This is a genomic window from Nocardiopsis sp. iso_186 (assembly GCF_056173365.1).
This window is the reverse complement of record NZ_CM149670.1, coordinates 4,530,610-4,555,370: the sequence shown is the minus strand read 5'-3', so window position 1 is coordinate 4,555,370 and position 24,761 is coordinate 4,530,610. Positions and strand designations below refer to the sequence as shown.

Sequence of the window (24,761 nt, the reverse complement as noted above, 5' to 3'; positions counted from 1 at the left end):
GCCCCACTCTGGTACGCACCGAATACGCACGTAAAGATTGTGAGCATCCGTGCCTTTCGCTACGGAGATTCACCCGGTCGCGGGAACCCTTGTCAACTCCTCCGCCGACCTCGTCTGCATCGTCGTCCGGGCCGGAGGGGAGGGGCCGGAGGCAATCATTCCGGGTGTCGGTCTGTCCTCTTTTGACCTCGACGAGAGACTTCCGGCCCCGCTGGGACGGCTGCTCGACGCCTACGATTTCACCGGAAAGTCCGGCCAGACCCTCGAATTCCCGGTCAACCTCGGCCGGGGCCTGGTCCGGCTGCTGCTGCTCGGCGCGGGCACAGCCGGGGCAAAGGATCTGCGGCTGGCGGGCGCGGCATTGGCAAGGGCGGTCAGAGGCCGTTCGCACGTGGCGGTCACCGTCGCTTCCCTGGAGGAGGACCCCGCCGCGCTGACCGCCTTCACCGAGGGGGCGCTGCTGGCTTCCTACACCTTCACCCTTGCCAGCGAACCCAAGGGGGCCAAGCCGGTCCCGGTCATCGATCTCGTCGGTGTCGATCCGGCGGCAGCCGATGAGCAGGTCCGGCGCGGGACCGTGCTGGCCCGTGCCACGCTGTTGGCCCGTGACCTCATCAATACGCCCTCGGCCGAGAAAGATCCGGCCTGGTTGGCTGCGCGGGCCGAGGAGGTTGCGGCCCAGGCGGGTCTCGGGGTCAGGATCTGGGACCAGGACGACCTCAGGCGGGACGGGTTCGGTGCCATTCTCGCGGTGGGCCAGGGATCGGCGAGGCCGCCCCGCCTGGTCGAGTTGAGCTACACACCGGAGGAGCCCACCGCACACGTCGTGCTCGTGGGCAAGGGCATCACCTTCGACACCGGTGGACTGTCGTTGAAGTTGACCGACACCATGAAGCTCATGAAGACCGACATGAGCGGTGCAGGCATCGTGCTGGCCGTTCTCTCGGCACTGGCCGAACTCGGTTCCCGAGTACGGGTCACCGGACTGCTGGCCCTCGCCGAGAACGCGTTCTCCGGTTCGGCCACCCGGCCCAGCGACGTCTTGACCACCTACAGCGGCCGTACGGTCGAAGTCCTCAACACCGACGCGGAGGGACGCCTGGTCCTGGCCGACGCCATGGGCTACGCCGTGGCCGAACTCGCTCCCGACACGCTGGTGGACGTGGCAACTCTGACCGGTGCCGCCAAAGTGGCACTGGGGACCGGAACGGGTGCGCTCTACGCCACCGACGACGCCCTTGCCACGGCACTCATCGGTTCGGGGGACGACTCCGGCGAGCCGCTGTGGCGGATGCCGTTGCAGGAGGAGTACCGCGACGCGTTGGACTCGCGCGTCGCCGACCTCGCCAACATCAGCACCAAACGCGATTACGGCAGTCCTGGCGCAACCGAGGCGGCCCTGTTCCTCCGGGAATTCGCCGGAGACGTCCCCTGGGCACACGTGGACATCGCCGGCCCGGGGCGTTCGATGTCGGAGGACGGTGTGCTGAGCAAGGGGGGGACCGCTTTCGGTACCCGTCTGCTGTTGCGCTGGTTGAGCGCCTGATCCAGGGGCGGGGCCGTGCAACCGGTGGCGGCCCCGCGATCCGGCCGAAGGCCGACCGGACCCAGGGGCGGCCCGCAGGACGGGCCCGGCGTGCACCCCGTCAACCGTTGGCGATGGCGGCCAGCAGCCCGTCCCCGATGGGAAGCAGTAACGGCACCAGCCGTTCGTCTTCACGGACGAGCCGTCCCACCTCGCGGATCGCCATCGCGTTGGCATCGGGTACCCGCAGTGGGCCGTCGTCGGTGTTCCCGGCCTCCAACGCGTTGTTGAAGACCACGATTCCGCCACGCCGCAACAGCCGCAGCGCCTCGGCGAGGTAGGCCGGGTACTCGGCTCTCACCGCGTCGATGAACACCATGTCGTAGGCGGTGTCGCGCAGCCGTGGCAGGACCTCCAGCGCCCGCCCCGAGATGAGACGTGCCCGATTGGCGGTGAAGCCGGCCTGGTGATAGGCATCGCGGGCGAATTCCTGGTACTCGGGTTCCAGGTTGACACTGGTCAAAATGCCGTCGGAGCGCATCCCGCGCAGCAGCCAGATCCCGGAGCTACCGCACCCCGTCCCGATCTCCACGACCGAGCGCGCGTCGATCGCTGCTGCGAGGAAGCGCAGCGCCGCACCGCTCGCAGCGCTCACCGGATGGGTCTCCGTACGTTGTCCCAGTGCGCGGGTGGACACCAGGGCGTCGTCCTCGGTGACGTACTGCTCTATGTAGGCCAAAGTGTCGTCTCGGCTGGCGATGACGGCCTCCCCGCACGTGTGCCGGATCCAAGCGTGATGTTCGCGGTACAGGCGACCGCGGAGCGTCACACACGGTGTCGTCTCCATCACGGTTGGGCCATGTCCCCTGCCACAGACTAACCCGCATGGAGCTCAACCGCGCCGTTCGGGAACTTAATGGGCCGTCCCGTGTGTTACTTCCTTTTACAAGGGTCCATGAGTTCTACCGGCCGCCGGCCTCCGAGAACCGGCGAGCGCGCATGCCAGACGTGAGGAGAGCGCCAGTGGCAGGCACCGATGCCGCCGTTGACTTCGACCAGTGGGAGCCGCCCAGCTGGGACGAGGTCGTGCGCAACCACTCGGCCCGTGTCTATCGCCTCGCCTATCGGCTGACCGGCAACCAGCACGACGCGGAGGACCTCACCCAGGAGGTCTTCATCCGGGTATTTCGCTCGCTGGCGAATTACACCCCGGGAACCTTCGAGGGCTGGCTGCACCGCATCACCACCAACCTCTTCCTCGATCTTGCGCGCCGCCGCGCCCGGATCCGCTTCGAGGGGCTTCCCGACACCGCCGACGACCGGTTGGAGGGCCGCGAGCCGTCCCCGGCCCAGGCGTACGACGACCGTCACTTCGACGCAGACGTACAGGCGGCGCTGGACGCGCTGGCACCCGAGTTCCGTGCCCCCGTCGTACTGTGCGACATCGAGGGCCTGTCCTATGAGGAGATCGCCGCCACCCTCGGGGTAAAGCTCGGTACGGTGCGCAGCCGTATCCACCGTGGCCGTGCCCAACTGCGCGCAGCCCTCGACCACCGACGTCGCGTTGCGGCCGAGCAGACCAGGGAGGGCGCATGAGTCATCTGGGAGAGCGGCTGTCCGCGCTCGTCAACGGTGAGCTCGGCAACGCCGACCGTGAGCGGGTACTCGGTCACCTGGCCCGCTGCCAGAACTGTCGCTTCGAGGCCGACATGTTGCGCGCGGTCAAGCGCCGGCTGCGCGACCTCGGCCCTGCTGAGCCCTCCGCGGACTTCCTGGGGCGACTCAGCGCCATGACCGCCCCCGGGACCGGACCCATCGACCCACCCGCTTCGGGTGGGTTCGGTTCCTCTCCGCCCTTGGGCTCCAGCCGTCCGGTCGGCAGCCAGTGGCCGGGGTCCTTCGGCAGGGGTGCTCGTCCGTCCCTGGCCGTTGACACCACCGTTCCCGCTGAGGTCGATACCGCGCGGCAGCGCTCGGTGCGTGCCTGGCCGCGCTGGAACCGCACCCGGTTCGCCGTAGCCGGGGCCTCTTTCGTCGCGGTCGCCCTGAGCACAGCTTTCATGGCGGGTGAGGAAGGGGCGAGTGCTCCCGCAGTCTCCCCGCCCCTGTCGGACTTCGCCGTCGAACATGCCGTCGTTTCCAAGAACGCCTCCCTGCCCGGGCCCATGACGGTCCCGGTCCCCGCACCCCCGGCGATCCCCACCGATGACGCCTCCGGGCGGCCCGGTGCCGCCGACCCCCGGTGAGCGCTGAGCGCCCTTGGAGAACAAGCCCCCTGCGTCACCCCCTGGTGTCGGGTGCCCTCCTATGTGCGCTGCTGTGTCTCGTCTCGCTCACCGCCGCGAGCGACGTCCCCGGACGTCCGCCCGCCCCCCGTGGCGGTGACGGCGTCGATGTCCTTCGCCGTGCCGCTCACGCCGGCCAGGACGTCCCCTATGAGGGGATGCAGTCGGTCACGTGGTGGCAGAGCACTCCGCCCAGGACCGAACTCGTCGAGGTGGTGCACCAACCAGAGACAGGCACGCTGTTCAGTCCTGGACGGGAGGGGGCCGGCGCTCCCGGTTTTCTGATGGGCCCGGCGCCTCTCGACGCACCCCACGACGATTTGTTCGCCCTGTTGGATGCCAATTTCCAGGTGAGGCGGGTGGCGACCGAGGTCGTCGGAGGACGTGCGGCCGTGCTTGTCCAGGCGACCAGGGACGGGAGCGCACCCGCCGCCCGGTTCTGGGTCAACGCCGATACCGGACTGCTGTTGCGGCGCGAGGTTTATGATCTCGACGGAGAATTGGCCTATTCCAGTGCCTTCCTGTCCATCGACCTCGCCCCGCGGAGCCCCGATGTCGCAGAGCCCGCCCGTAGGGGACAGCCGTGGGGGAACCAACTCGACTCCGCCGAGCTGTCGAGGCTGCGCGAAGACGGGTGGCGGTTGCCCGAGGGGCTAGGAGCGGGATTCGCCCTGGTGGAGGCCCGATCCACCGGCAGCGGACAGGATCGGGTGGTGCATCTGTCCTACTCGGAGGGAATCTGCCTCGTCTCCGTCTTCGTGCAGCGAGGCAGCCTCAACGGGGGGGAGGTCGCCGGCCTGGAACCTGTTGAGAAGGACGGTGCGATCGTCTACGCCGGGGGCGAGGCCGGTCCACAGCGCATGTGGCAGGCCGACGGGTTCGTGTACACGGTCATGGCCGATGCCCCCGAACAGATCACGGGATCGCTGACCCACGCGCTTCCCTCGCCCGACGGGAGCGGTTTCTGGTCCAGGGTCGAGCGCGGCGCAGACCGCCTCGGTTCGTGGTGGTGACCCGTCGCCCGGCTGCGAACAAGGCGGCACGAGTGTCCGCACTGGTCCACACGTGCGGCCGATATCCCGTTAACCGGCGGTTTATCTTGGGTGGGAGAAGATGCGAGCGCCCCGACACACGGAGACTTGATGACCGACGAGACCGGACACCGCGCCTCTGACGCGAGTGAAAAGGGCTCGGGCCCCGGTCCCGCAGCGGGCTCTGAGCCCGCCGGCCCCTCGGGCCGGCAGCCCGGCCTCGACGCCGGACGGCCTCCCCAGAGACCAGCCGAGACGGACCGTCCTACCGGAACCCAGCAGTGGCCAGGCGCCTCTACGGCAGCTCCTGGGGCGGCTCAGCCCGCAGGCGAGCCCCGGCAGCCCCCCGTATCCCCCGTATCCCAGACGTCCACGTGGAGCGGACCGGCGCAGCCTGGACATCCCCAACAGCATTGGCAGCAGCCTTCGCAGCCGGCACCCACCGGTCAGGGATGGACCGCGGCGCCACCCTCCGGACACGAGGTCGCACCGGCCGTCTCCCCCTTGTACGGCGGCGCACGCCAAGGCCCCGGTGGCCCGCCGGGAGGGTGGGTGCCAGGGGGGCGGCCACCAGGCGCACCCGGTCCTGCGGCGCGGCGACGGGGCATCCCGGTCTGGGCGGTCGTCAGCATCGTCGCGGTCGTCGCGTTCGCTTCGGCCGGGGCCGGCGGGGTGGTCGGGGCGCTGTTCACCGAAGACGGGGCAGACGCTCCGGAACGGTCCCGAACCCTCGACAACGAGGTGCCCAGTGGTGCCCCCAGCCGTGCGCCCGACACCATCGCCGGAGTGGCCCAACGCGTCAGCCCGAGCGTCGTGCTGATCCAGGGGGCGGGCCCGGAGCCCGGCGGCAACGGTTCCGGGTTCGTCATCGACGACAACCACGTCGTCACCAACAACCACGTGGCGGCAGCAATCGAGCAGCGCGGTATCGAAGTGGTCTACAGCGACGGACACGTGAGTGAGGCCACGGTGGTGGGTGCCGCGCCCAGTTCCGACCTCGCGGTCCTGCAACTGCTCGACCCGATCGACGTCGAGCCGCTGGAGTTCGGCGACTCCGACCAGGTCACCGTCGGCGACACCGTAATCGCCATCGGCGCTCCCCTGGGACTGGAGGGAACGGTCACCTCCGGGATCATCAGTTCCCTCAACCGTCCCGTCACCGTGGGGGAGGGGCGCGACGAAGCGTACTTGAACGCGCTGCAGACCGACGCCGCGATCAACCCCGGTAATTCCGGCGGACCACTCGTCAACGAGCAGGGGATGGTCATCGGGGTCAACTCCGCGATCGCCACCATGGGCGCCGCACCCGGTGAGCAGACCGGCAGCATCGGCCTCGGATTCGCCATTCCCTCCAACAAGGTGTCGAGGATGACGGACGAGCTCATCGCCACGGGCGAGGCACCGCACGCGGTCATCGGTGCGGTTCTGGATGTTCACTACCAGGAACGCGGCGCACGGATTCCGGAGGAGGGGGGTTCGGGCACCAGGGGGAGCATCCTGCGCGACGGCCCCGCCGACCGTGCGGGCCTTCGGCCGGGCGATGTGATCATTGAGTTCGGTGGTGCCTCGGTGCGCGACGCCAACCAGCTCATCACCCTCATCCAGAGCAAGGAACCGGGGGAGCAGGTTGACGTCGTCTTCGAGCGTGACGGGGAGCCGCAGGACACCACGCTCACCCTGGGATCGTCCACCGAGTAGGCCGACCGCAGCCGTGTGGTCGGCTCTCCCGCCGGGCTTACTCCTCGCCGATGTCCTCGTGCCACAGCGCGGGTTCGGTGGCGATGAAGTCCGTCATCATCGCCACGCAACCCGGGTCGTCGAGCAGGACGACGTTGACGCCGTGCCGGGCGAGCCAGTCGTGCCCGCCGTGAAACGTCCGCGCTTCGCCGATTACGACCCGGGAGATCCCGAACTGGCGGACCAAGCCGCTGCAATACCAGCAGGGCGACAGGGTCGTGACCATCGTGGTTCCCGTGTAGGTGCGCTGTCGCCCCGCCGCGCGAAATGCTGCTGTCTCACCGTGCGCAGACGGGTCGCCGTCCTGGACCCTGCGATTGTGGCCTCGGCCGAGCACCGTGCCGCCGGCGTCGAACAGTGCGGCGCCGACGGGGATACCACCGCTGCCGCGACCGGCCTCCGCCTCCTCGACCGCTATCCGGAGCCAGTCCGTGTAGGCCGCGAGTCCCGGCCCGCTCATCACTAGCGCCGTGCCGGGCTGATGCCCAACATCATTCCCGACAGGCCGCGGGGCTTGCCGGCGAGTTCCTCGGCGATGCCGCGCAGGACCTTGCCGGCCTCGCTGTCCGGGGCGCTCAGCACGAACGGGACGCCCTCGTCGCCGCCCTCGCGCAGGCCGATCTCCAGAGGGACCTGGCCGAGCAGCGGGATCGTGGTGCCCAGCGCCTGGGTGAGGCCGTCACAGACGGCCTGGCCGCCGCCCTCGCCGAACAGGTGGGTGCGTTCGTTGCTGCCGGGCGCCTGGTAGTAGGACATGTTCTCGATCACGCCGGCGACCCGCTGGTGCGTCTGGGCCGAGATCGCCCCGGCCCGCTCGGCGACCTCCGCTGCAGCCTGCTGCGGGGTGGTGACCACGAGGATCTCCGCACCGGGAAGCATCTGGGCGACCGAGATGGCGATGTCGCCGGTTCCAGGGGGCAGGTCCATCAGCAAGACGTCGAGATCGCCCCAGAACACGTCGGCCAGGAACTGCTGGAGAGCGCGGTGCAGCATCGGTCCGCGCCACACCACGGGCTGGTTGCCCTGGGTGAACATGCCCACCGAGATCACCTTGATCCCGTGTGCGGTGGGCGGCAGGATCATGTCCTCGACCTTGGTGGGACGGTCGTCGGCACCCAGCATCCGGGGCACCGAGTGTCCGTAGATGTCGGCGTCCACGACACCCACCTTGTGCCCCTGCTCCGCCATGGCGGCGGCCAGGTTCACCGTGATCGAGGACTTGCCGACACCGCCCTTGCCGGAGGCGACCGCGAAGACCTTGGTCAGCGAGTTCGGCTTGGCGAACGGGATTTCCTTGTCGGCCTGTCCGCCGCGCAGTTTGGTCTGCAGCGCCTTGCGCTGCTCCTCACTCATCACGTCGAGGGTGACCACGACGCCGGTGACCCCGGAGACCTTGGAAACAGCCTCGGTGACGTCCTTCTCGATCCGCCCGCGCATCGGACAGCCGGCCACCGTGAGGTAGATGTTGACGTTGACCACGCCGTCCTCACCGATCGCGACGTTCTTGACCATGTCGAGTTCGGTCAGGGGACGGTGGATCTCCGGGTCCTGGACGGTTGCCAGGGCCGCGTTCACCTGCTCGGTGGTGGGTGTGGAGGACATAGCTCAATGGTACGAAAGCCCAGGGGTGAAAAGCACAGACGTTCTTCTTTCGGGCCTCCGTGTCCCTGGTCCGGCCCCCTTGGGGGATTTCGCCCGACCCTTAACACCCTCGCTACATGACCGGCTAGTAATGTCGGCCAACGATGGGAAACGTGCCACCTCCACCCGGATCGCCCTGGCCCTCCGACCCCCAGCAGAGGGACCGGTCGGACGCCTCACCGCCCTCCCAACCCTGGGCATGGCCAACAGCCCCGCCCCCGGGCCGAGGTGGTGAAGCCGCCATGTGGGCCTGGCCACCGCCGCCGGTGGCCCGTCCCGTCACGCCACAGACCTGCGAGCCGCCGCCGGGCACGTCCTATCACCGGATCGCCCGGACCGAACGACACCGCTGGTGGCGTCCATTGCTGGCGCTGCTCGTCGCGGTCTCGTCGATCCTGCTGCTCAGCGTCTTCGTCATCCTTGTCGTCGAGCTCCTCGCGATCATCCGCAAAATTCCCAACAACGCCGAACTGCTCGGCGGGGACCCGCTGTTCGACCTCGTCCTCAACCTGCTGCTGATCATCCTGATGATCCCGGTGGTCGCCTTTGCCGTGAGGTTCGTCCAAAAGCGCAGGTTCGGCTCTTTGTCGTCGGTGGAGGGCCGACTGCGCTGGTCCTGGCTGTGGGTATGCGCCCTGGTGTCCCTGGTGTGCGTGGCACTCTCCTTCGGCTACCTCATCACCCTGCTGACCGTCACCGACGCCGGTGAGCCGCTCTTCGGTGAACCCGTCGGACTGCGCCCGTTCCTGATCTCCATGGCCTTCATCATCGCGCTGGTGCCCTTCCAAGCGGCTGCCGAGGAGTACGCGACCCGCGGTTTCCTCATGCAACTCGTGGGTTCCTACGGATCGACGCCTGCCGAGCGTGCCGCGCGCCGCGCACGCAAGGCCGAGCAGCGAGCCGCGCGAACCGGCGCCGCCCTGGAGAACCCGCCCGCCGAGTCCCGCCTGGTGGCGTCCTGGAACCGGTTCCTCGCCGCCCCCTTACTCGGCATCCTCGTCAGCGGCCTCGTCTTCACCGTCATGCACGACTACCTCGACTGGGCACTGGCCGACGTCGCGCTCTTCGGTCTGGCCATGGCCTGGTTGACCTGGTACACCGGCGGCCTGGAGGCCGCCATCACGCTGCACGTGGTGCACAACCTGGGGGCGTTCGGCTTCTCCGCCTATGAAGGGCTGCCCGATCCGTCGGGCAGCACCGGGAGCTGGGAGGGCCTGTCGGCCACTGCTATCGAGATCGTGCTGTACTGCCTGATCGTGGTCTGGTTGGCCCGTAGGCGAGGACTGCGTCGCACCACTCCGGGACGTAACGACAGCGGCTCGCTGCAGACGCCGGCACGCCACGCGGGACGTTCTCTCCAGGGATAACTGGCGTCCCAGGTTTTCCACCAGGCCCAACGGGTATCACCCGGGCAGCCATGAAGACCGATCCGTCGTGTCCCCGCTGCGGACGCGCCGTCCACGAACCCAGCCTGTGGTCGAGCGCGTGGCAGTGCGACGCGCACGGACCCGTCGCCCCGCTCCAGGCCGTTCGACTGCCGCGGCCTCCGGCGCTCGACCTTCTCATCGACGCCGCCCGTGTCCCCGTGTGGATCCCCTGGCCCCTCCCGGCCGGCTGGGTGGTCACCGGGCTCGCCGATGCCGGTGACGACCGCAGCGGAGCGCTCGCCACGGCTGTGGCGCTCTCGGGCCCGGCGCCACTCGGTGGCGTTGGGGAGATGGTGGTCATCGCCGAAGATCCCGGGATCGGTCTCGGTGCCAGAATCGCCGGTCTGGACGGTACCGACCCAGGAGAGGGATTCGACAAGGGACCGCCCGACGCCAAGGTTCGATATGACGGTCACGAGGTCCACCTGTGGAGTGTGGACGCGGGGGAGACCCGAGCGGTCTACGTCGGCGAAGCGCTCGCGAGCTGGCTCTGGTTCGTCCTCAGCCCCGCCGACGCCGGTATGGCCATGTGCGAGCTGAACGCATTGCGCGACCTTCGTGACCTGCATGACGGTGGTGCCGGTCTGGAACCGCCCTTCGGTGCGCCCTCGCCCTTCCTGGCGGCCGCTCTGAGCCCGGCCCCCGGCCCGCTCTGACCGCGGTCCGACACCGGTGCGGGGCGACGCGTTCCACCCGGTTCCCCAACGACGGACGCGACCGGCCGTTTCAGCTGTGACACCGGCCTCTAGGATCGACAGATGCGTATCGACCTGCACTCGCACAGCTCTGTCTCCGACGGCACCGACTCGCCCGCAGACGTGATCGGTTACGCCGTCGCGGCCGGGCTCGACGTGCTGGCCCTCACCGATCACGACACCACTGCCGGCCACGCCTCCGCCGCGGCCGTTCTCCCGCGCGGATTCACGCTGGTTCCGGGCATGGAACTCTCCTGCGCATACGAAGGTGCCAGCGTGCATTTGCTCGGCTACCTCTTCGATCCACGAGATCGTGAACTCGAGGCAGAACTCGTCCGCATCCGGGAGGACCGCGTCCTACGCGCCCAGACCATGGTCAACCTCCTGCAGGCGGAGGGGGTGGCCGTCACATGGGAACGCGTGAAGGAGATCGCCGGTGACGTGGGAGGCGATGACGTGGTTGGCCGTCCGCACATCGCGCGTGCCATCGTCGAGGCAGGCGCCGCCGCTGACGTCTCGGACGCCTTCGACCGATGGATCGGCTCGGGCCGCCCCGGGTACGTGACGCGTTACGCGCTGGACCCGGTGCACGCCGTCCAACTGGTCCGTGCTGCCGGAGGGGTGTGCGTACTCGCGCACCCGGCCCGGGGAGAGGGGGCGTCAACCGGTGCTGTTCCCCACGACCTGGTGCGGCGCATGGCCGGGGCCGGGCTCGGCGGGATCGAGGCGGACCACCCCGCCCACGACGACGCCGAGCGGGACCGGTGGCGCGGGCACGCCGCGGACCTCGGGCTGGTGGTCACCGGTTCCAGCGATGACCACGGGGAGCTCACCGGCCACCGACTGGGCTGCCGGACCACCGACCCCGATGCCTACGCCGCGCTGATCGCACCGGCGACCGGCGCGCTTCCCATCGTCGGGGACTGAGCCCGGACGTCCGGCTCGGTATTTCGAATACGTCCGCCCTGAGCTGCTTTGATGGTTTTACTGAGGCCTTACCGGCGAGCCGGAACGCTTGCGCCCGAAAGCGCCGGGTACCCATTGGCAGCATCGGCCCGACACAATGGGCGCGCAGCAGTCTCTGAGTCGGAAGCGAATCGAGGGGTCGGCACCGTGTTCTGGAAGCGGAAGGCCAAGAAGACAGACGAAGCCGGGGCGGATGGTGCGTTGACGGTCGCGGATGAGTCGGTGACGGAGGGGACCGAACAGAAGTCCTCCTCCGTCGAACCGGCCGCCGAGGGAGGCGTTGACGCGGTCGAGAAGGACGTCCCGACGTCGGAGGGGGCCGAGGAAACCGCGCCCGGAACCGGTGCGGATGAGGAAGCCGCTGTCCAGCCGGCGGCGGAACACGCCGACGGCAAGGGCGTCCAGCGGTTGCAGACCGCTGGGATCTTGGACGTGGACGGAGAGGAACACTCCGTCGTCACCAATACCTGGATCCTCCAGGCGGACGACGAGGGCGTCATCGTCATCGACCCGGCCGAAGACGCGAAAGCGATCCTGGAAGCAGTCGGTGACCGCGAGATCTATCTCGTGGCCTGCACCAACGGCTATCGGCCACACATCGGCGGGGCCATCGAGGTCGCGGAGCGCGACGATGCACCCATCGCCCTGCACCCGCGCGAACTGCGCAACTGGCGCAGGATGCACGGTGCGGAGCACCGCCCCGATATCGAAGCCGAAGGCGGTGGCCGGCTGGCCATCGGCGACTTCGAGATGGAGATCCTGGCGACGCCCGGAACATCCCCCGGTTCGCTGTCCTACTACTTCCCTGAACTGGGTGTGGTGTGCAGCGGTGACAGCCTGCTCAAGGGAGAGCTCGGTACGGTCGGCGAGGGCTACATCGACTACACGACCCAGCTCGCCTCCGTGGGGGAGGAGCTGCTCGCTCTCCCCTCCGACACCAGGGTTCTTCCCGCTCGTGGCGAGGAGACAACGGTGGCCGCGGAGAGCAAGAACTTCGACTCCTGGGTCACCGGGGAGTGACTTTCGCTTGCGGGGCCCGGGTGATCGGGCCCCGCAGCGTGTTTTTCAGCGCCGGTACGGTGCCTCGGCGGCGTTCCAGAATGCGGTGAGGGCGCTCGCTGTGGTCTCGGGCGCCTCGACATTGGGGGAATGCGCCGCACCTGGGATGACCACGCGTTGGGCGTGCAGCCGTTTGGCCATGTCCGCCTGGGCCTCCGGCGTCCAGGCGTCGTCATCCTCGCCGTAGAGGACCAGTTTGGGCAGATCGACAGCTGCCAGCTCGTCGGTGCGGTCTGCGGCGGAGGTCACTTCCTCGGCCATTCGGATCAAGCCCAGCGGGTGGTTGCCCAGCATCCGTTCACGCAGGAAAAGATGGATCTCCTCGGGCAGCCCGCTCGCTTTCTGCGGCTCCTCGAAGTACGCCCACCACAGCTGCGCCATCAGCTCCGTGGTCGGTTCCGCCCCCAGTAGCGCCATCAGTTGTCGGGCATTGGTCTCCGACCGGCCGGTGACTCCGCCCGGCCCTGAGCTCATGAGGGTGTGCGACAACAACGGAACCTCGGCGGCGAGCACTGTTTCCCGGGTAACCAGCCCGCCGAAGGAATGTCCGAGCAGGTGAACCGGCCCCTCGTCCACGGAGTCGATGAAGTTCGCCACGGCCTCGCCCAGCGCGCCGCACGAGTACGCGCTCGGGTCGTTGGAGCCGGGGGACTGGTATTGGCCGGGAAGGTCGATCGCGTAGACCCGCCGACCGGCCTGGGCCAGGGTCTGCAGGACACCGATGAAGTCTTCTTTGCTGCCGGTGAATCCGGGGACCAGGACGGCCGCGTAGAGTTCGCAGCCGCCGGCGGCGGGGCTGGCTGCCAAAGCGGCGATCGGTTCGGACGAGGTGGCGACGTCGATGCGCTCCACACCGGGCGGGAGGGTCAGAAACCGAGGAGTACTCACGTCGGTTCACCATAGTCCTAGCCGGGGCTCCGGCTCGCGTGTTGTGTGCGGGGGTCTCCCCGCGCTACCGGACCGGCACCGCGGGTGCCTGTTCTCCCTGAACGGGTAGCCGCACCCACGAGGCGGTCTGAGCCGGGCGGTTCTCGGTCCACCCGCCCGGCGGTCATTCTGCGACCGGCCGGGGAGAACCGGCCGATCGGGATGATTCCCGCCGCGTTCGTGACAACTGCGCTCTCGCGTGTCGTCGCGGCGGGTTTCGCTACTCCTGTTCCTTCTTCACCTCGACGCCGCTGCGGGTGCGGCGGCGTCGAACCCGTTTGCGGGCGGGGGCGGAAGGTGTTTCGGTCACGGCATCGGCGGAAGGGGCGTCGGCAGCCGCGGCGGGTGCCGCGGAACCCGACCCACCACGGGTGCGCCGGCGGTTGCGCGAACGCCCGTGGCCGGAGCGCTCCTCAGGGCCGGATTCGCGTCCCGAACGGCCGGTCTCGCCGATGTCCTCGACCTCCTCGGCCTCGAGTCCGGCTCGGCCGCGCTGCTCCTTGGCCAGCATTCCCTTCGTACCGGTGGGAATGTCCAACGCCTCGAAGAAGTGCGGTGAGGTCGAGTAGGTCTCTTCCGGGTCGGGGAAGGACAGGCCGAGCGCACCGTTGATCAGCTTCCAGCGGGCGATCTCGCGCCAGTTGACGAACGTCACCGCGCTTCCCGAGCGTCCGGCTCGGCCGGTGCGACCGATCCGGTGGGTGTAGGTCTTCTCGTCGTCGGGGCATTCGTAGTTGACCACGTGTGTGACGTCGTTGACGTCGAGACCGCGTGCCGCTACGTCAGTGGCCACCAGGACGTCGATCTTGCCGTTGCGGAAGGCGCGCAACGCCCGCTCGCGCTGGCTCTGGCCGAGGTCGCCGTGAACGGCCGCAGCCGCGAAACCGCGCTCCTTGAGTGCGGTTGACACCTGGTCGCAGACCCGTTTCGTCTGGCAGAACACCATGGTCAGCCCGCGGCCGTTGGACTGCAGCAGCCGCGCCAGCATTTCCTGCTTGTCCATCGGGTGGGTGCGGAACACGTGTTGGGCGACCTGGCTGGGCAGCGTGTGTCCGGAGTCGTCGTCACTGGCGCGCACGTGGGTCGGCTGGCGCAGGTAATTGCGTGACAGGCTCACGATCTCGCTCGGCATCGTCGCGGAGAACAGCATGATCTGCCGCTTGGCCGGGATCTTGTTGAGAATGCGTTCGATGTCGGGCAGGAAACCGAGGTCGAGCATTTTGTCGGCCTCGTCGAGGACGAGCGCGCTCACCTCGGACAGGTCCAGGTGCCGCTGCCCTTCGAGGTCGAGCAGCCGCCCGGGCGTACCCACGACGATGTCCACGCCGTTTTGCAGGCCGGTGATCTGGGGCTCATAGGCACGTCCGCCGTAGACGGTGACGATGCGAGCCCCGGTGCGCTTGCTGGCGGTGGCCAGGTCAGCCGCCACCTGGATCGCGAGCTCCCGGGTGGGAACCACAACGAGCGCGCGAGGCCGCTTTGCGCTGCCCGGGGAGGCCTGGGCCCGCTGGAGCAGGGGAAGGCCGAACGCGAACGTCTTGCCGGTGCCGGTCCGGGCCTGGCCGATGATGTCGGTCCCGGTCAGAGCCAGGGGCAGAGCAAGGGTCTGAATCGGGAAAGGGGAGACGATTCCTTCGGCCTCGAGTGCGTCGGCGATGTCCTCGCCGATGCCGAGGTCGCGAAAGGTTGACTTCGGATCATTGGTTGTGTCGGTGCTTGTCAGGGCATGCCTCCATCTGGGCGGGCCGCGTATCGGGTGGCCTATGGGTGTGGCGGACGGGCTCGGCGTGCGAGCTGCGGGGCCGTCGCGCGGGTTGTTCCGGCGCGGCTCACCGGCAGATCGGGAGGTGGAGCCCTCGCGTGCCTGCCGTGCGGCGCGTCTTCGACCGTGGTCGGCATCGAGGCCGACTGGTCACGGATCCGCGATCGGCTCAGGGCCGTCCGCTGTAGTTGTCATGGTGCGCGGCGGGTGGGTACGCGAACCGTTCCGCCTTGTTGGACGGCCGACCGTAGGGTGCGGTGACCGTGCCTTCATCCGTGGACGCTCGCGAACTCGTGCCGGGTTGCGGGGGGTCGTGGCCGCGGTGCTCGCGGACCCGAAGGCGTAACCGTCGCCGTTCGGGGCTCGCGACCGGCCGCAACAGGGCACTCCGCGCGGTGGCCTGCAGGTGCCGGCCACGGACAGGAGTCTATCCTGCGCGCCTACCCCTGGATAGGGCGCGACGTGCAGCCCTTACCACACAACCGATGGCGCTAAGGCATAACGTCGTGGCCCCGCGGAAATAGTCCTTCTGCCTCACGAGCTCTTACCCGCATGGCGCTACGCTGAGCCGCATGACGACTGGATCAGGCCCGGCAGCCAACGTGTCCCCGGACAGCGGAGTCATCCCCAGCGGTGTGATCGACCTCTTGGGACTGCTGGCGTACGCCGAGCTCGTCTCGTTCTTCCACCTTGCCGATGACGCCGAGCTCGCGCCCTCCCTCGCGGACAAGGGGGAGATCGCCGGGTTTGCGGCCACCGAGCAGGGCCACTACAGGCTGTTGCGCGACCGGTTGGTGGAACTGGGAGCCGATCCCGAAGAAGCGATGCGGCCCTTCGTGGCCTCGGTTGACGGCTGGCATGCCCAAACCCGTCCGCAGAGCTGGCTGGAGAGCCTGGTCAAGGCGTACGTCGGTGATGGGATCGCCGGCGATTTCTATCGCCAGGTCGCCGCGTTGGCCGATCCCGAGACCGCGGAACTGGTCGAAGGCGTGCTCTCCGAGAGCGGTCGGGCCGAGTTCATCGCACGGAAGGTTCGGGAAGCGGTTACGGATGACCCCAAATTGGCAGGTCGGCTTGCGCTCTGGGCGCGCCGTCTTGTAGGAGAGGCGCTCAGTCAGGCCCAACAGGTCGCCACCCAACGCCCTCGCCTGGCCGGACTCCTGGCGGCCGAGAACGCCGGCGGCGTCGCCGACGCGGCCGACCTCGCCGCGGTGAGTCGGATGTTCGCCCAGCTGACCGACTCCCACACCAGTTGACTCCAGGCCATGGGGCTGATCAACTAGCGCGTGGTGCGGCCGGGGAGGGGACGCTCGCCCCGGCCTTAGGGCGAATGTCTGCTTCGCCACATGAAACACCCTTGTATTGCAAAGCCCTATATAGTCTGTCCCGTTCCCTTCTGATGTTCTGCTCTAAGGTATTCATTCATGCGCCGTGGGTTTTTCGCAGACTGCCCGCTGGCTCGGCTCTCTAGCGACTTTGGCCAGTTCGGCCTGGGCGAGGAGCCGTTCGCGCCAGGGCTGACCGCTGAGATCGACCAACACACCGCTGGTGTTCGCGACTCGATCACCCGTGACGGCATGGTGCTGTCGCGCCGCAGTCTCGTGTCCTACTTGCACGGTTTCCTCGACGGCTGCCGAGAGCGTGGCTGGCACTCCGACTCGGTCGAGTACGACTGGGAAACTCTCCGGCTCTTGGCGATCTGCCGCCTGGCCAAGGAATACGGATTCGTCCGCTAAGTTGGTTGCGCCTCCAGCATGACTTTCGGTCGCCATAATTGTGGCGATCCGCAAACTGCCTACGGACTACTGGTCACTGGGCGTACTCTGAGCCGTACTTGCAGTTCAACCGTGTTCGTTCGCGTCTCGCCGATCGTTCGAGGCTGATGCCGAGCGGTGGTGCGGACTCCACGCGGGCCGTGCTCCGACGCACGGGCAAGCCCAGCCCTATGACCGAAGACGCGGACGCCGTCGTGCCGCGAGAAAGGAAAAGCGCATGAGGAGCGGCCGGCATGGGGCGGCGCGTCCACCGATCGGGGTCTTGATCCATCGAGACCGTTTCGACTTCTCGCTCTACGCCCTGCAGGCGTTGATCGCGGTCGTCGTCATGACGCTGACCGGCCCCGCCAATCTGGCTTTCTGGCTTTCAACCCTGGTGATCATCGCCGGGATCGTGCTGTCGTTTCGTCGGATCGAGCGGCTGTCGCGTGAGGAGGTCGCCGGCGAGGAGCTCCTCTGAGGCGCTTTCGCGGGCAAGAAAAGGGCGAGACCGTGTCGGCCTCGCCCTTCGCGCCGTCTGCCCGTGTCAGGGCTTGGGGTGCCCGCGGTACTCCCCGCCCGTGTGCGACGCTGCCGTGCGCGTCTCCTGAGTACCGGCGCGCTGTTCGGGTGCGCCCATCGCGTCGGTGCGCCCCTGCTGGTAGCCACCTTCCTGGCGCATGCGGCCCGTTTCGCGCTCCGCTGCGTCGAGCCACCCGGACCAGCGCTGTTGCATCGGCCGGATCAGACCGCCGCCCACGCCCACGATCAGGATGCCGCCGACGGTTGCCAGCGCCGCGATCAGCACCGGCTGCGTGACGGTGGTGGCCACACCGATCTGGTTCAGCGCCGCGATCACACCCAGCGCCATGATGAAGACGCCGGCGATGTTGGCCAGCAGCCGGCCATAGCTCAGCCCGCTCAGCGCGCTGGAGACGATGTCGCGAACCGCGCGGGCGATCATTGCGGCCACCACGATGATCACCAGTGCGACCACCGCCTGCGGGATCCAGCTGACCACGCTGTTGAGCAGCTGGGTGATCGGGTTGGTCGGCCCGAACACGCTGAAGGCCAGCTGCAGAACGATCAACAGACCGATGTAGTAGATCACCCTGCCTGAGAGCTCGCTGGCACTGTAACGGCTGCGCTCCAGGTAGTGGCCCACGCCGCCGCGCTCCAAGGCGCGGTCGAGCCCGACCTTGTTCAGGCCTTTACCGACCAGTTTGCCGATGAGCTTGGCGATGAGCCAGCCGACCACCAGAATGACGACGAAGGCGGCGAGTCTGGGCAAGAATGACAGCCCCGTGCTCCATGCCTGGGTGAGTCCCTGCCCGAAATCGACAGCGGCGTATGGCGTGAACATGTCGTTCCTCCCCCGAGGAGGTCGAGCCGAGGAGGACCACGGCACGGCCCCCGCCTAGGCCGTGGTCCCTTTCGGCTCAACCGAAGATGAGTCGCTTATAACCCGCCGCTTACCCGTTAAGGGCTGGGCCGAATCATCGGAGAGTGACAAAATGCTACTTAAAGTAAAAACTGGGGCGCGCTGGACCAAAACGTTGCATATGAGGCATGTGGCCCGGGTTTGCCCCGTGGTTGAGCCAGGTAGCCAGCGGCCCCGACGTGCCCGAGACGCGGCCCGCGCGACAAGGACCGGTTAGTCGCGAGTCAGGTCCCAGCCGCTTATGCCCCGCCAGGCGAGTCGGGCGATGAGCTGCTCGGCGGCGTCCTTGGGGATGTTGCCGTAGCTGCTGAGCCAGTACCGTGCACTGGTCTCGGCCATGCCCACCAGTCCGATGCTCAGCAGATGCGCCTCCTCGTCGGAGATGCTCGTGTCCTGGCGGATCACACCGCCGATGACCTCTGCACACTGCAGCAAGGTCAGTTCCGTCTTCTCCCGGACGGCGGGGAGGTTGCGTAGGTCGGACTCGAACACCAGGCGAAACGCCTCGCCCTCACCGGCCACGAAGTCGAAGTAGGCCTGGAAACTCGCGGCGACGCGCTGGTGGTTGTCGTCGGTTGACTCCAGCGCCTCCCGCTGCTTCTCCACCAGAGCCTCTGAGTGCTGCTCCAGCAGAGCCAGGTACAGCTCCAGTTTTCCAGGAAAGTGCTGGTAGAGAACGGGCTTGGAGACGCCGGCCCGATCGGCGATCTCGTCCATCGCAGCGGCGTGGTAGCCCTGCGCCACGAAGACCTCCTGGGCCGCGGCAAGCAATTGTCGCCGACGTGCCAGCCGGGGGAGCCGGGTCCCTCGCGGGCGGGCGTCCGAAGAAGCGGTCACAGCCACACCCTCTCAAACTATGTGCGGCGCTGATGCGCCGCTTGGGCCAGTGCTCGGCGCGCCGACCCCGCAAACAGGGCCGCGCCCGACGCGTACCGCATTATCTTACTTGTCCGTAGGTTGGCCGGGCTCATCGCACGAAACACGCCGGCCGGCGGTCAGCGGTACTCGTCGTCGCCGTCCTCCACGACCCTGGCCTGCTCCGCCGCATCGGCCTCGGGCACCGCAGCGTCGGCATCGAGTGATTCGGGGGAAGGCCAGCCGTCGTCGTCACTGTCCCCTGCCGCTGCGAGCTGCTCTGCGGCATCGGCCTCCGGTGTCTCCAGGAGGGCGCCCTCGTCCGTGTCGGCCCCACTGTCCGGTCGGACCCGCGGACCGCCTGCCTCTTCTACCATTCCGTCCTCCTGTACGACCGATGTCCTACTCGTCGGCACCCCCGCAGGTGCTGCTTCCCTTTCCTCCCTGCCCACGAGGGTGCGGTAGGCAACACGCCACACCGCGGAAACCGGAAAACGCCCTTCGGTCGGTCCCGAGCCACGTCCCGGAGCGGGAATGCCAAACCCCACCCCGTAGGTTGGGATATTGAGAAAGCTCGCCCGCGTGCTCGATCCGGACCGACCGATCTGTCCGAACGGCCAGGCCGGGGCCACGCCGCGTTACCGATTGTTTGAGGAGCTGTTGTGTCGCTGCCGCCGCTGGTGGAACCAGCCGACGAGCTGACCGTTGACGAGGTCCGCCGGTACTCCCGCCACCTGATCATCCCCGACGTTGGCATGGACGGCCAGAAGCGTTTGAAGAACGCGAAGGTGCTGGTCGTCGGTGCCGGCGGCCTCGGCTCGCCTGCCCTGCTGTACCTCGCCGCAGCCGGTGTGGGAACCCTGGGCATCATCGACTTCGACGTCGTGGACGAGTCCAACCTGCAACGCCAGGTCATCCACGGTCAGAGCGATGTGGGGAAGCCCAAGGCGGAGTCGGCCCGCGAGAGCATCGAGGAGATCAACCCCTATGTCTCGGTGGTCCTGCACAAGGAGCGCCTGGAGTCCGACAACGCGCTGGAGATCTTCGCCGGTTACGACCTCATCCTCGACGGCACCGACAACTTCGCCACCCGTTACCTGGTGAACGACGCTGCCGTGCTGTTGAACAAGCCCTATGTCTGGGGCTCCATCTACCGGTTCGACGGTCAGGTCAGCGTTTTCTGGAACGAGCACGGCCCCAACTACCGTGACCTCTACCCCGAACCCCCGCCCCCCGGCATGGTTCCTTCCTGCGCCGAGGGCGGCGTACTCGGCGTGCTGTGCGCCGCGATCGGCTCCATCATGGTCAACGAGGCGATCAAGCTGATCACCGGTATCGGTGAGACCTTGGTCGGGCGCCTGATGATCTACGACGCCCTGGAGATGACCTGGAAGACGGTCAAGGTTCGCAAGGATCCCGAGGGCGAGCCGATCACCGAGCTCATCGACTACGAGACCTTCTGCGGCACCGTCTCCGAGGAGGCACAGGAAGCCGCTTCGGGTTCCACGATCACCGCGCGCGAGCTGAAGGCCAAGATCGACGCCGGGGACGACTTCTATCTCGTGGACGTACGCGAGAAGAACGAGTACGAGATCGTCAACATCCCCGGCGCGGTCCTCATCCCCAAGGGCGAGTTCCTCAGCGGTGAGGCGTTCGCCAAGCTGCCCCAGGACAAGCAGATCGTCCTGCACTGCAAGTCCGGAGCCCGGTCCGCGGAGGCACTCGCCGCGCTCAAGGGGGCGGGTTTCGCCGATGCCGTCCACGTCGGCGGCGGCGTGCTGGCCTGGGTCAGCAACGTGGATCCGAGCCTGCCGACCTACTAGGGGCCGTCGAATCTCGTTGCCGGGGCCGGAACGCGTACGCGTCCCGGCCCCGGCTCGTGCGCCGACACCCGGCGCAGCCGCCTTACGGTAGGGGAATGTCCCACCCCGATGCCCATCCCGGTGAATACGCCGAACGCGTACTCGATCTCGTCGAGCGCATCCCCACCGGTCGCGTCATGTCCTACGGCGACATCGCCGAGTACCTCGGGGAGGGAGGTCCCCGCCAGGTCGGCGCGGTCATGGCCGAGTGGGGCGGTGGTGTGCCCTGGTGGCGGGTGATTCGCGCTGACGGCTCACCGCCCCCGGGCCACGAGGTCCGCGCCCGCACCCATTACGCCGCGGAGGGGACTCCTCTGCGCCCCGGAGCCACCCGCGTCGATATGGCCCGGGCCCGGTGGTGCGCCCCGGACGAATGAGGCGGTGCCCACCGGTCGAAAACGTGGAACGCTCGACCGGCGGCACGGCGCGGGCCCGCGCAGGGCGACCCGATCGGCCTCGGCGGTGGTGCCGGCCCGTTGCGCGGGCGTCGGTGTCGTCGATGGTCACCGGTGTCTGGTGAACTAGGTGGGGTGAGTTCCTCCCCGTACCGTCTCGTGCGGCGCGCCCAGCGAATGGTGCCCCCTCCCGACCTGGACGACAACCAGCGCCGAGTCGTTGACCACCGGGGTGGGCCGTTGCTGGTCCTCGCCGGTCCGGGAACAGGCAAGACCACCACCATCGTCGAGGCGGTCGTCGATCGGATCGAGAACCGGGGGGTCAACCCCTCCCGCGTGCTGGTCCTGACCTTCAGTCGAAAAGCCGCCCAGGAACTACGGGAGCGCATCACCTCGCGGTTGCGCCGTACGACCAGGGAACCCCTGGCGCTGACGTTTCACAGTTACGCCTACGCGCTCATCCGCCGCGAGTTCCAGCGAGCCGGCGACCTGGAGCCGCGTCTGCTGTCCGGCCCCGAACAGCTGATGGAGGTCCGTGAACTCCTGGCAGGGGAGATCGGTGACGGCGCGGTCGGTTGGCCCGAGCGCCTCCGACCCGCGCTGGAGACCCGCGGGTTCGCCGAGGAATTGCGCGACCTCCTCATGCGCGCTCAGGAGCGTGGTCTGGACAGTCCCGACCTCAACGAACTGGGATCACGGCACGACCGCGACGACTGGACGGCCGCAGGGGGATTCCTCGACCGCTACATCGGCCGGTTCGACGTCGCGCCGGTCCCCACCTTCAACTACGCCGAATTGGTTCGGGTCGCCGCCAACCTGCTCACCGACCCGTTCGTCCAGGCACGCGAGCGTGCCGCACACGAGATCGTCTTCGTGGACGAGTACCAGGACACCGACCCCGCGCAGGAAAGACTGCTGCGTGCGCTTGCCGGCGACGGTCGGGACCTCGTCGCGGTGGGCGACCCCGACCAGTCCATCTACGGGTTCCGCGGCGCCGACGTGCGCGCGATCCTGGAGTTTCCCGACCGTTTTCGCGCTGTCACCGGTGGGGCCGCCCCGGTCGTCGCCCTCCAGGTCTGCCGTCGCAGCGGCCCGGTCCTGCTCGCGGCGTCACGGCACCTCGCCCAGCGCCTCCCCGTCGCTCCCAGCCCCGCCGGCGGGCCGGTCAACGCCCACCGCAGACTCAGTCCGCACCCCGACTCCGCGCAGGGCTCCATCCGCGTCCTGCTCGCAGAGAGCACCGCGCAGGAGGCCGCGGTCATCGCCGACACGTTGCGCCGCGCACATCTCATCGACGGTGTGCCCTGGTCGCGTATGGCGGTCCTGGTACGTTCGGCCACCCGGCAGGTCCCCGTGCTGCGTCGTGCCCTCATCAGCGCAGGCGTCCCGGTGGCAGTGGGCGGCGACGAGCTGCCGCTGGCCGCGGAGTCGTTGGTACGGCCGATGCTGTTGCTCATCCGCTGCGCGTTACGACCGAACAGCCTCGACGAGGCAACCGCCTACGAGCTGTTGACCAGTGCGTTCGGTGAGGCCGACAGCATTCGGCTGCGCCGGCTCGGCCGTGCGCTGCGCCAACTCGAACTGGACGCCGGTGGCAACCGCACATCGGCGGTCCTGCTTGCCGAGGCGCTCAAGGACCCGCGTGACCTCGCCACCGTCAACCCCGAAGTACGTGCTCCTGCCGAGCGCATCGCCGGACTGCTGGAGCTGGTCCGTGATTTCGCCGCCCGCGGCGCTTCTGCGGAGGAGGTCCTATGGGAGGTGTGGCGCCGGGCGGGCCTCACCGACCGGCTGCTCAGAGCCAGTCAGGCCGGCGGACGCAGGGGCGCCGTCGCCGACCGCGACCTCGACTCGGTGGTGGCGCTGTTCGAGAGTGCGGCCCGTTACTGTGACCGGTTGCCGCCGGGCGTGCCAGAAGGCTTTCTCGACGACCTGGAGGCGCAGGAGATCCCCGCCGACACCCTCGCCGAGCAGGCGCCGCACGGGGAGGCAGTGCGCATTCTCACGGCACACCGCTCCAAGGGGTTGGAATGGGATCTTGTCGTAGTCGCCGGAGCGCAGGAGGGTGACTGGCCCGACCTGCGGTTGCGCGGCTCACTACTCGGAGTGGAGCACCTCCTCGACACAGTTGCCGGATTCACCGAGACCTCCACCGCCGCTGTCGTCTCCAAGCTTTTGGACGAGGAACGGCGGCTGTTCTACGTCGCCGTCACCCGCGCCAGGCACACCCTTGTGGTGACGGCTGTCGGCGGCGACGACACCGAGGAACGCCCTTCCCGCTTCCTGGCCGAACTCGGTGCGGGCGAGCCGGAGCGGGTGGCCACCGGCCGCCGCTCCCTGTCGTTTCCCGCCCTGGTCGCCGACCTGCGCTCGGCCTTGGTGGACCCTCGAACCGATCCGCCGCTGCGTCGCGCGGCGGCAGCGCACTTGGCCCGTCTCGCAGAGGAAGGGATCCGTGGTGCCGACCCCTCGCAGTGGTACGGGATGACCGCGATCTCCGACGACGGCCCCCTGGTGGCCGACGACGAGCAGATCCGCGTCTCACCGTCACAGGTGGAGAAGTTCGGTGAGTGCGAGCTCCGCTGGCTGCTGGAGACCGCAGCAGGGGCGCAACGGCCGCAGGTGTCGTCCAACCTGGGCAGTATCGTGCACGCCATCGCAGTGCTGGTCGCCGAGGGCGCGGACCTGCCCGAAATCCAGCGCAGGATGGACGCGATCTGGTCGGAGCTGGACTTCGGTGGCCCTTGGTACGCGGACAAACAGCGCGAAAAGGCCGAGGCGATGATCGAAAGGTTCATCAGCTGGCAGGACGACAACGAGCGTCGCCTGGTCGTGACGGAGGAAGGGTTCAAGGTCAACATCGGCGGCGTCGAGATCGTCGGACGGATCGACCGCTTGGAGGCGGACGAGTCGGGACGCGGCGTGGTGATCGACGTCAAGACCGGCAAGGCCCCCGCGGACGGCGAGATCGCCCGCCATCCCCAGTTGGGCGTCTACCAGCTCGCGGTTCTCAAGGCCGCGTTCGACCACTACGGGTTGACCACTCCGGGAGGCGCCGCCCTGGTCCAGATCGGCGACCGGGCCAAGTACAAGGAGCAGGTACAGCCGGCCCTCACCGACGACCCCGACCCCGAGTGGTCCGAGCGCCTGGTCCGCAAGGTCGCCACCGGCATGGCCGGGGCGACCTTCGCGGCCTTCGTCGGTCCGAACTGCCGCCATTGCGCGGTCCGTTCCAGTTGTCCGGCCCAGAGCGACGGCGACCACGTCTGATCCGCGATCGACCACGCGGTGCCCGCGATGGGATAGAAAAGGTGTTCGACTCTTCGAGCCGTCACAGCACGACCGGCTTGCCCCGCCCCCGAGAAGACCAGGAGAGACGGCGCCGCAGCGCCCACGTGG

The 24,761-nt window shown here is 68.4% G+C and carries 23 protein-coding genes; 15 read left to right on the top strand and 8 right to left on the bottom strand.

From position 1 onward, the window contains the following. The first annotated feature begins 49 nt into the window (after positions 1 to 49). Positions 50 to 1,546 (top strand): leucyl aminopeptidase, encoded by a 1,497-nt coding sequence (locus AC0VYP_RS20020; protein ID WP_475471218.1) that lies wholly within the window; start codon positions 50 to 52, stop codon positions 1,544 to 1,546. 100 nt (positions 1,547 to 1,646) lie between these two features. Here the strand turns inward: AC0VYP_RS20020 and AC0VYP_RS20015 are convergent, their stop codons facing one another. Beyond that, entirely contained in the window at positions 1,647 to 2,255 is a 609-nt protein-coding gene (locus tag AC0VYP_RS20015) for an O-methyltransferase (protein WP_475474310.1), read from the bottom strand. Positions 2,256 to 2,548: 293 nt separating this feature from the next. Here AC0VYP_RS20015 and sigE point away from each other — a divergent pair, with 293 nt between their 5' ends. From sigE to AC0VYP_RS19995, 4 genes are all read left to right on the top strand, one after another. Beyond that, positions 2,549 to 3,121, top strand: coding sequence for an RNA polymerase sigma factor SigE (gene sigE, locus AC0VYP_RS20010; RefSeq protein ID WP_285757600.1), 573 nt, complete (start codon positions 2,549 to 2,551; stop codon positions 3,119 to 3,121). Beyond that, positions 3,118 to 3,771, top strand: coding sequence for an anti-sigma factor family protein (locus AC0VYP_RS20005; RefSeq protein WP_475471217.1), 654 nt, complete (start codon positions 3,118 to 3,120; stop codon positions 3,769 to 3,771). The genes sigE and AC0VYP_RS20005 overlap by 4 nt, the downstream gene beginning before the upstream one ends. A 197-nt stretch (positions 3,772 to 3,968) precedes the next feature. Further along, positions 3,969 to 4,823 (top strand): sigma-E factor regulatory protein RseB domain-containing protein, encoded by an 855-nt coding sequence (locus tag AC0VYP_RS20000; protein ID WP_475471215.1) that lies wholly within the window; start codon positions 3,969 to 3,971, stop codon positions 4,821 to 4,823. A 570-nt stretch (positions 4,824 to 5,393) separates the two neighbouring features. Next, positions 5,394 to 6,539 (top strand): S1C family serine protease, encoded by a 1,146-nt coding sequence (locus AC0VYP_RS19995; RefSeq protein ID WP_285757597.1) that lies wholly within the window; start codon positions 5,394 to 5,396, stop codon positions 6,537 to 6,539. A 37-nt stretch (positions 6,540 to 6,576) separates the two neighbouring features. On the opposite strand, the gene AC0VYP_RS19990 is transcribed toward AC0VYP_RS19995, so the two are convergent. Beyond that, entirely contained in the window at positions 6,577 to 7,038 is a 462-nt protein-coding gene (locus tag AC0VYP_RS19990) for a nucleoside deaminase (RefSeq protein WP_475471213.1), read from the bottom strand. Between the two features lie 2 nt (positions 7,039 to 7,040). After that, positions 7,041 to 8,180, bottom strand: a complete 1,140-nt coding sequence (locus AC0VYP_RS19985; RefSeq protein ID WP_475471211.1) for an Mrp/NBP35 family ATP-binding protein — start codon at positions 8,178 to 8,180, stop codon at positions 7,041 to 7,043. 281 nt (positions 8,181 to 8,461) lie between these two features. Between AC0VYP_RS19985 and AC0VYP_RS19980 the strand changes: the two genes are divergently transcribed. The 4 genes from AC0VYP_RS19980 (at position 8,462) to AC0VYP_RS19965 (ending at position 12,327) form a co-directional block, all read left to right on the top strand. Beyond that, positions 8,462 to 9,586, top strand: coding sequence for a CPBP family intramembrane glutamic endopeptidase (locus AC0VYP_RS19980; RefSeq protein WP_285757594.1), 1,125 nt, complete (start codon positions 8,462 to 8,464; stop codon positions 9,584 to 9,586). Positions 9,587 to 9,636: 50 nt separating this feature from the next. Then, positions 9,637 to 10,302: a DUF6758 family protein gene (locus AC0VYP_RS19975; RefSeq protein WP_285757593.1), complete on the top strand. Its 666-nt coding sequence runs from the start codon at positions 9,637 to 9,639 to the stop codon at positions 10,300 to 10,302. A gap of 102 nt (positions 10,303 to 10,404) precedes the next feature. Next, complete coding sequence (locus AC0VYP_RS19970) at positions 10,405 to 11,268, top strand: PHP domain-containing protein (protein ID WP_475471209.1); 864 nt, start codon at positions 10,405 to 10,407, stop codon at positions 11,266 to 11,268. Positions 11,269 to 11,454: 186 nt separating this feature from the next. Then, the gene (locus AC0VYP_RS19965; RefSeq protein ID WP_475471207.1) at positions 11,455 to 12,327 is read left to right on the top strand and encodes an MBL fold metallo-hydrolase; all 873 of its coding nucleotides are present in this window, start codon (positions 11,455 to 11,457) and stop codon (positions 12,325 to 12,327) included. 45 nt (positions 12,328 to 12,372) lie between these two features. Here AC0VYP_RS19965 and AC0VYP_RS19960 read toward each other — a convergent pair whose 3' ends face one another. Continuing rightward, on the bottom strand, positions 12,373 to 13,254 hold the full coding sequence (locus tag AC0VYP_RS19960; protein WP_285757590.1) for an alpha/beta fold hydrolase: 882 nt from the start codon (positions 13,252 to 13,254) through the stop codon (positions 12,373 to 12,375). 259 nt (positions 13,255 to 13,513) lie between these two features. Next, a complete protein-coding gene (locus AC0VYP_RS19955) occupies positions 13,514 to 14,962 on the bottom strand; it encodes a DEAD/DEAH box helicase (RefSeq protein ID WP_475474308.1) in 1,449 nt (482 codons plus the stop codon). A gap of 665 nt (positions 14,963 to 15,627) precedes the next feature. Between AC0VYP_RS19955 and AC0VYP_RS19950 the strand changes: the two genes are divergently transcribed. The 3 genes from AC0VYP_RS19950 (at position 15,628) to AC0VYP_RS19940 (ending at position 17,290) form a co-directional block, all read left to right on the top strand. Continuing rightward, positions 15,628 to 16,311 carry a ferritin-like fold-containing protein gene (locus tag AC0VYP_RS19950; protein WP_475471205.1) on the top strand — a complete coding sequence of 228 codons (684 nt, stop codon included), beginning with the start codon at positions 15,628 to 15,630 and terminating at the stop codon, positions 16,309 to 16,311. A gap of 168 nt (positions 16,312 to 16,479) precedes the next feature. After that, on the top strand, positions 16,480 to 16,791 hold the full coding sequence (locus AC0VYP_RS19945) for a DUF6401 family natural product biosynthesis protein (RefSeq protein WP_285757588.1): 312 nt from the start codon (positions 16,480 to 16,482) through the stop codon (positions 16,789 to 16,791). A 256-nt stretch (positions 16,792 to 17,047) separates the two neighbouring features. Further along, complete coding sequence (locus AC0VYP_RS19940; protein ID WP_285757587.1) at positions 17,048 to 17,290, top strand: hypothetical protein; 243 nt, start codon at positions 17,048 to 17,050, stop codon at positions 17,288 to 17,290. 66 nt (positions 17,291 to 17,356) lie between these two features. Here the strand turns inward: AC0VYP_RS19940 and AC0VYP_RS19935 are convergent, their stop codons facing one another. The 3 genes from AC0VYP_RS19935 to AC0VYP_RS19925 all read right to left on the bottom strand — a co-directional run bounded on the left by AC0VYP_RS19935 (position 17,357) and on the right by AC0VYP_RS19925 (position 19,482). After that, entirely contained in the window at positions 17,357 to 18,172 is an 816-nt protein-coding gene (locus AC0VYP_RS19935; RefSeq protein WP_285757586.1) for a mechanosensitive ion channel family protein, read from the bottom strand. Positions 18,173 to 18,463: 291 nt separating this feature from the next. Continuing rightward, the gene (locus AC0VYP_RS19930; RefSeq protein WP_475471203.1) at positions 18,464 to 19,087 is read right to left on the bottom strand and encodes a TetR/AcrR family transcriptional regulator; all 624 of its coding nucleotides are present in this window, start codon (positions 19,085 to 19,087) and stop codon (positions 18,464 to 18,466) included. A gap of 158 nt (positions 19,088 to 19,245) precedes the next feature. Next, a complete protein-coding gene (locus AC0VYP_RS19925) occupies positions 19,246 to 19,482 on the bottom strand; it encodes a hypothetical protein (protein WP_285757584.1) in 237 nt (78 codons plus the stop codon). Positions 19,483 to 19,767: 285 nt separating this feature from the next. Between AC0VYP_RS19925 and moeZ the strand changes: the two genes are divergently transcribed. The 3 genes from moeZ (at position 19,768) to AC0VYP_RS19910 (ending at position 24,632) form a co-directional block, all read left to right on the top strand. After that, positions 19,768 to 20,928, top strand: a complete 1,161-nt coding sequence (gene moeZ, locus AC0VYP_RS19920) for an adenylyltransferase/sulfurtransferase MoeZ (RefSeq protein WP_285757583.1) — start codon at positions 19,768 to 19,770, stop codon at positions 20,926 to 20,928. Between the two features lie 95 nt (positions 20,929 to 21,023). Then, complete coding sequence (locus AC0VYP_RS19915; protein ID WP_285757582.1) at positions 21,024 to 21,344, top strand: MGMT family protein; 321 nt, start codon at positions 21,024 to 21,026, stop codon at positions 21,342 to 21,344. Positions 21,345 to 21,497: 153 nt separating this feature from the next. Then, on the top strand, positions 21,498 to 24,632 hold the full coding sequence (locus tag AC0VYP_RS19910; protein WP_475471200.1) for an ATP-dependent helicase: 3,135 nt from the start codon (positions 21,498 to 21,500) through the stop codon (positions 24,630 to 24,632). Positions 24,633 to 24,761: the final 129 nt, after the last annotated feature.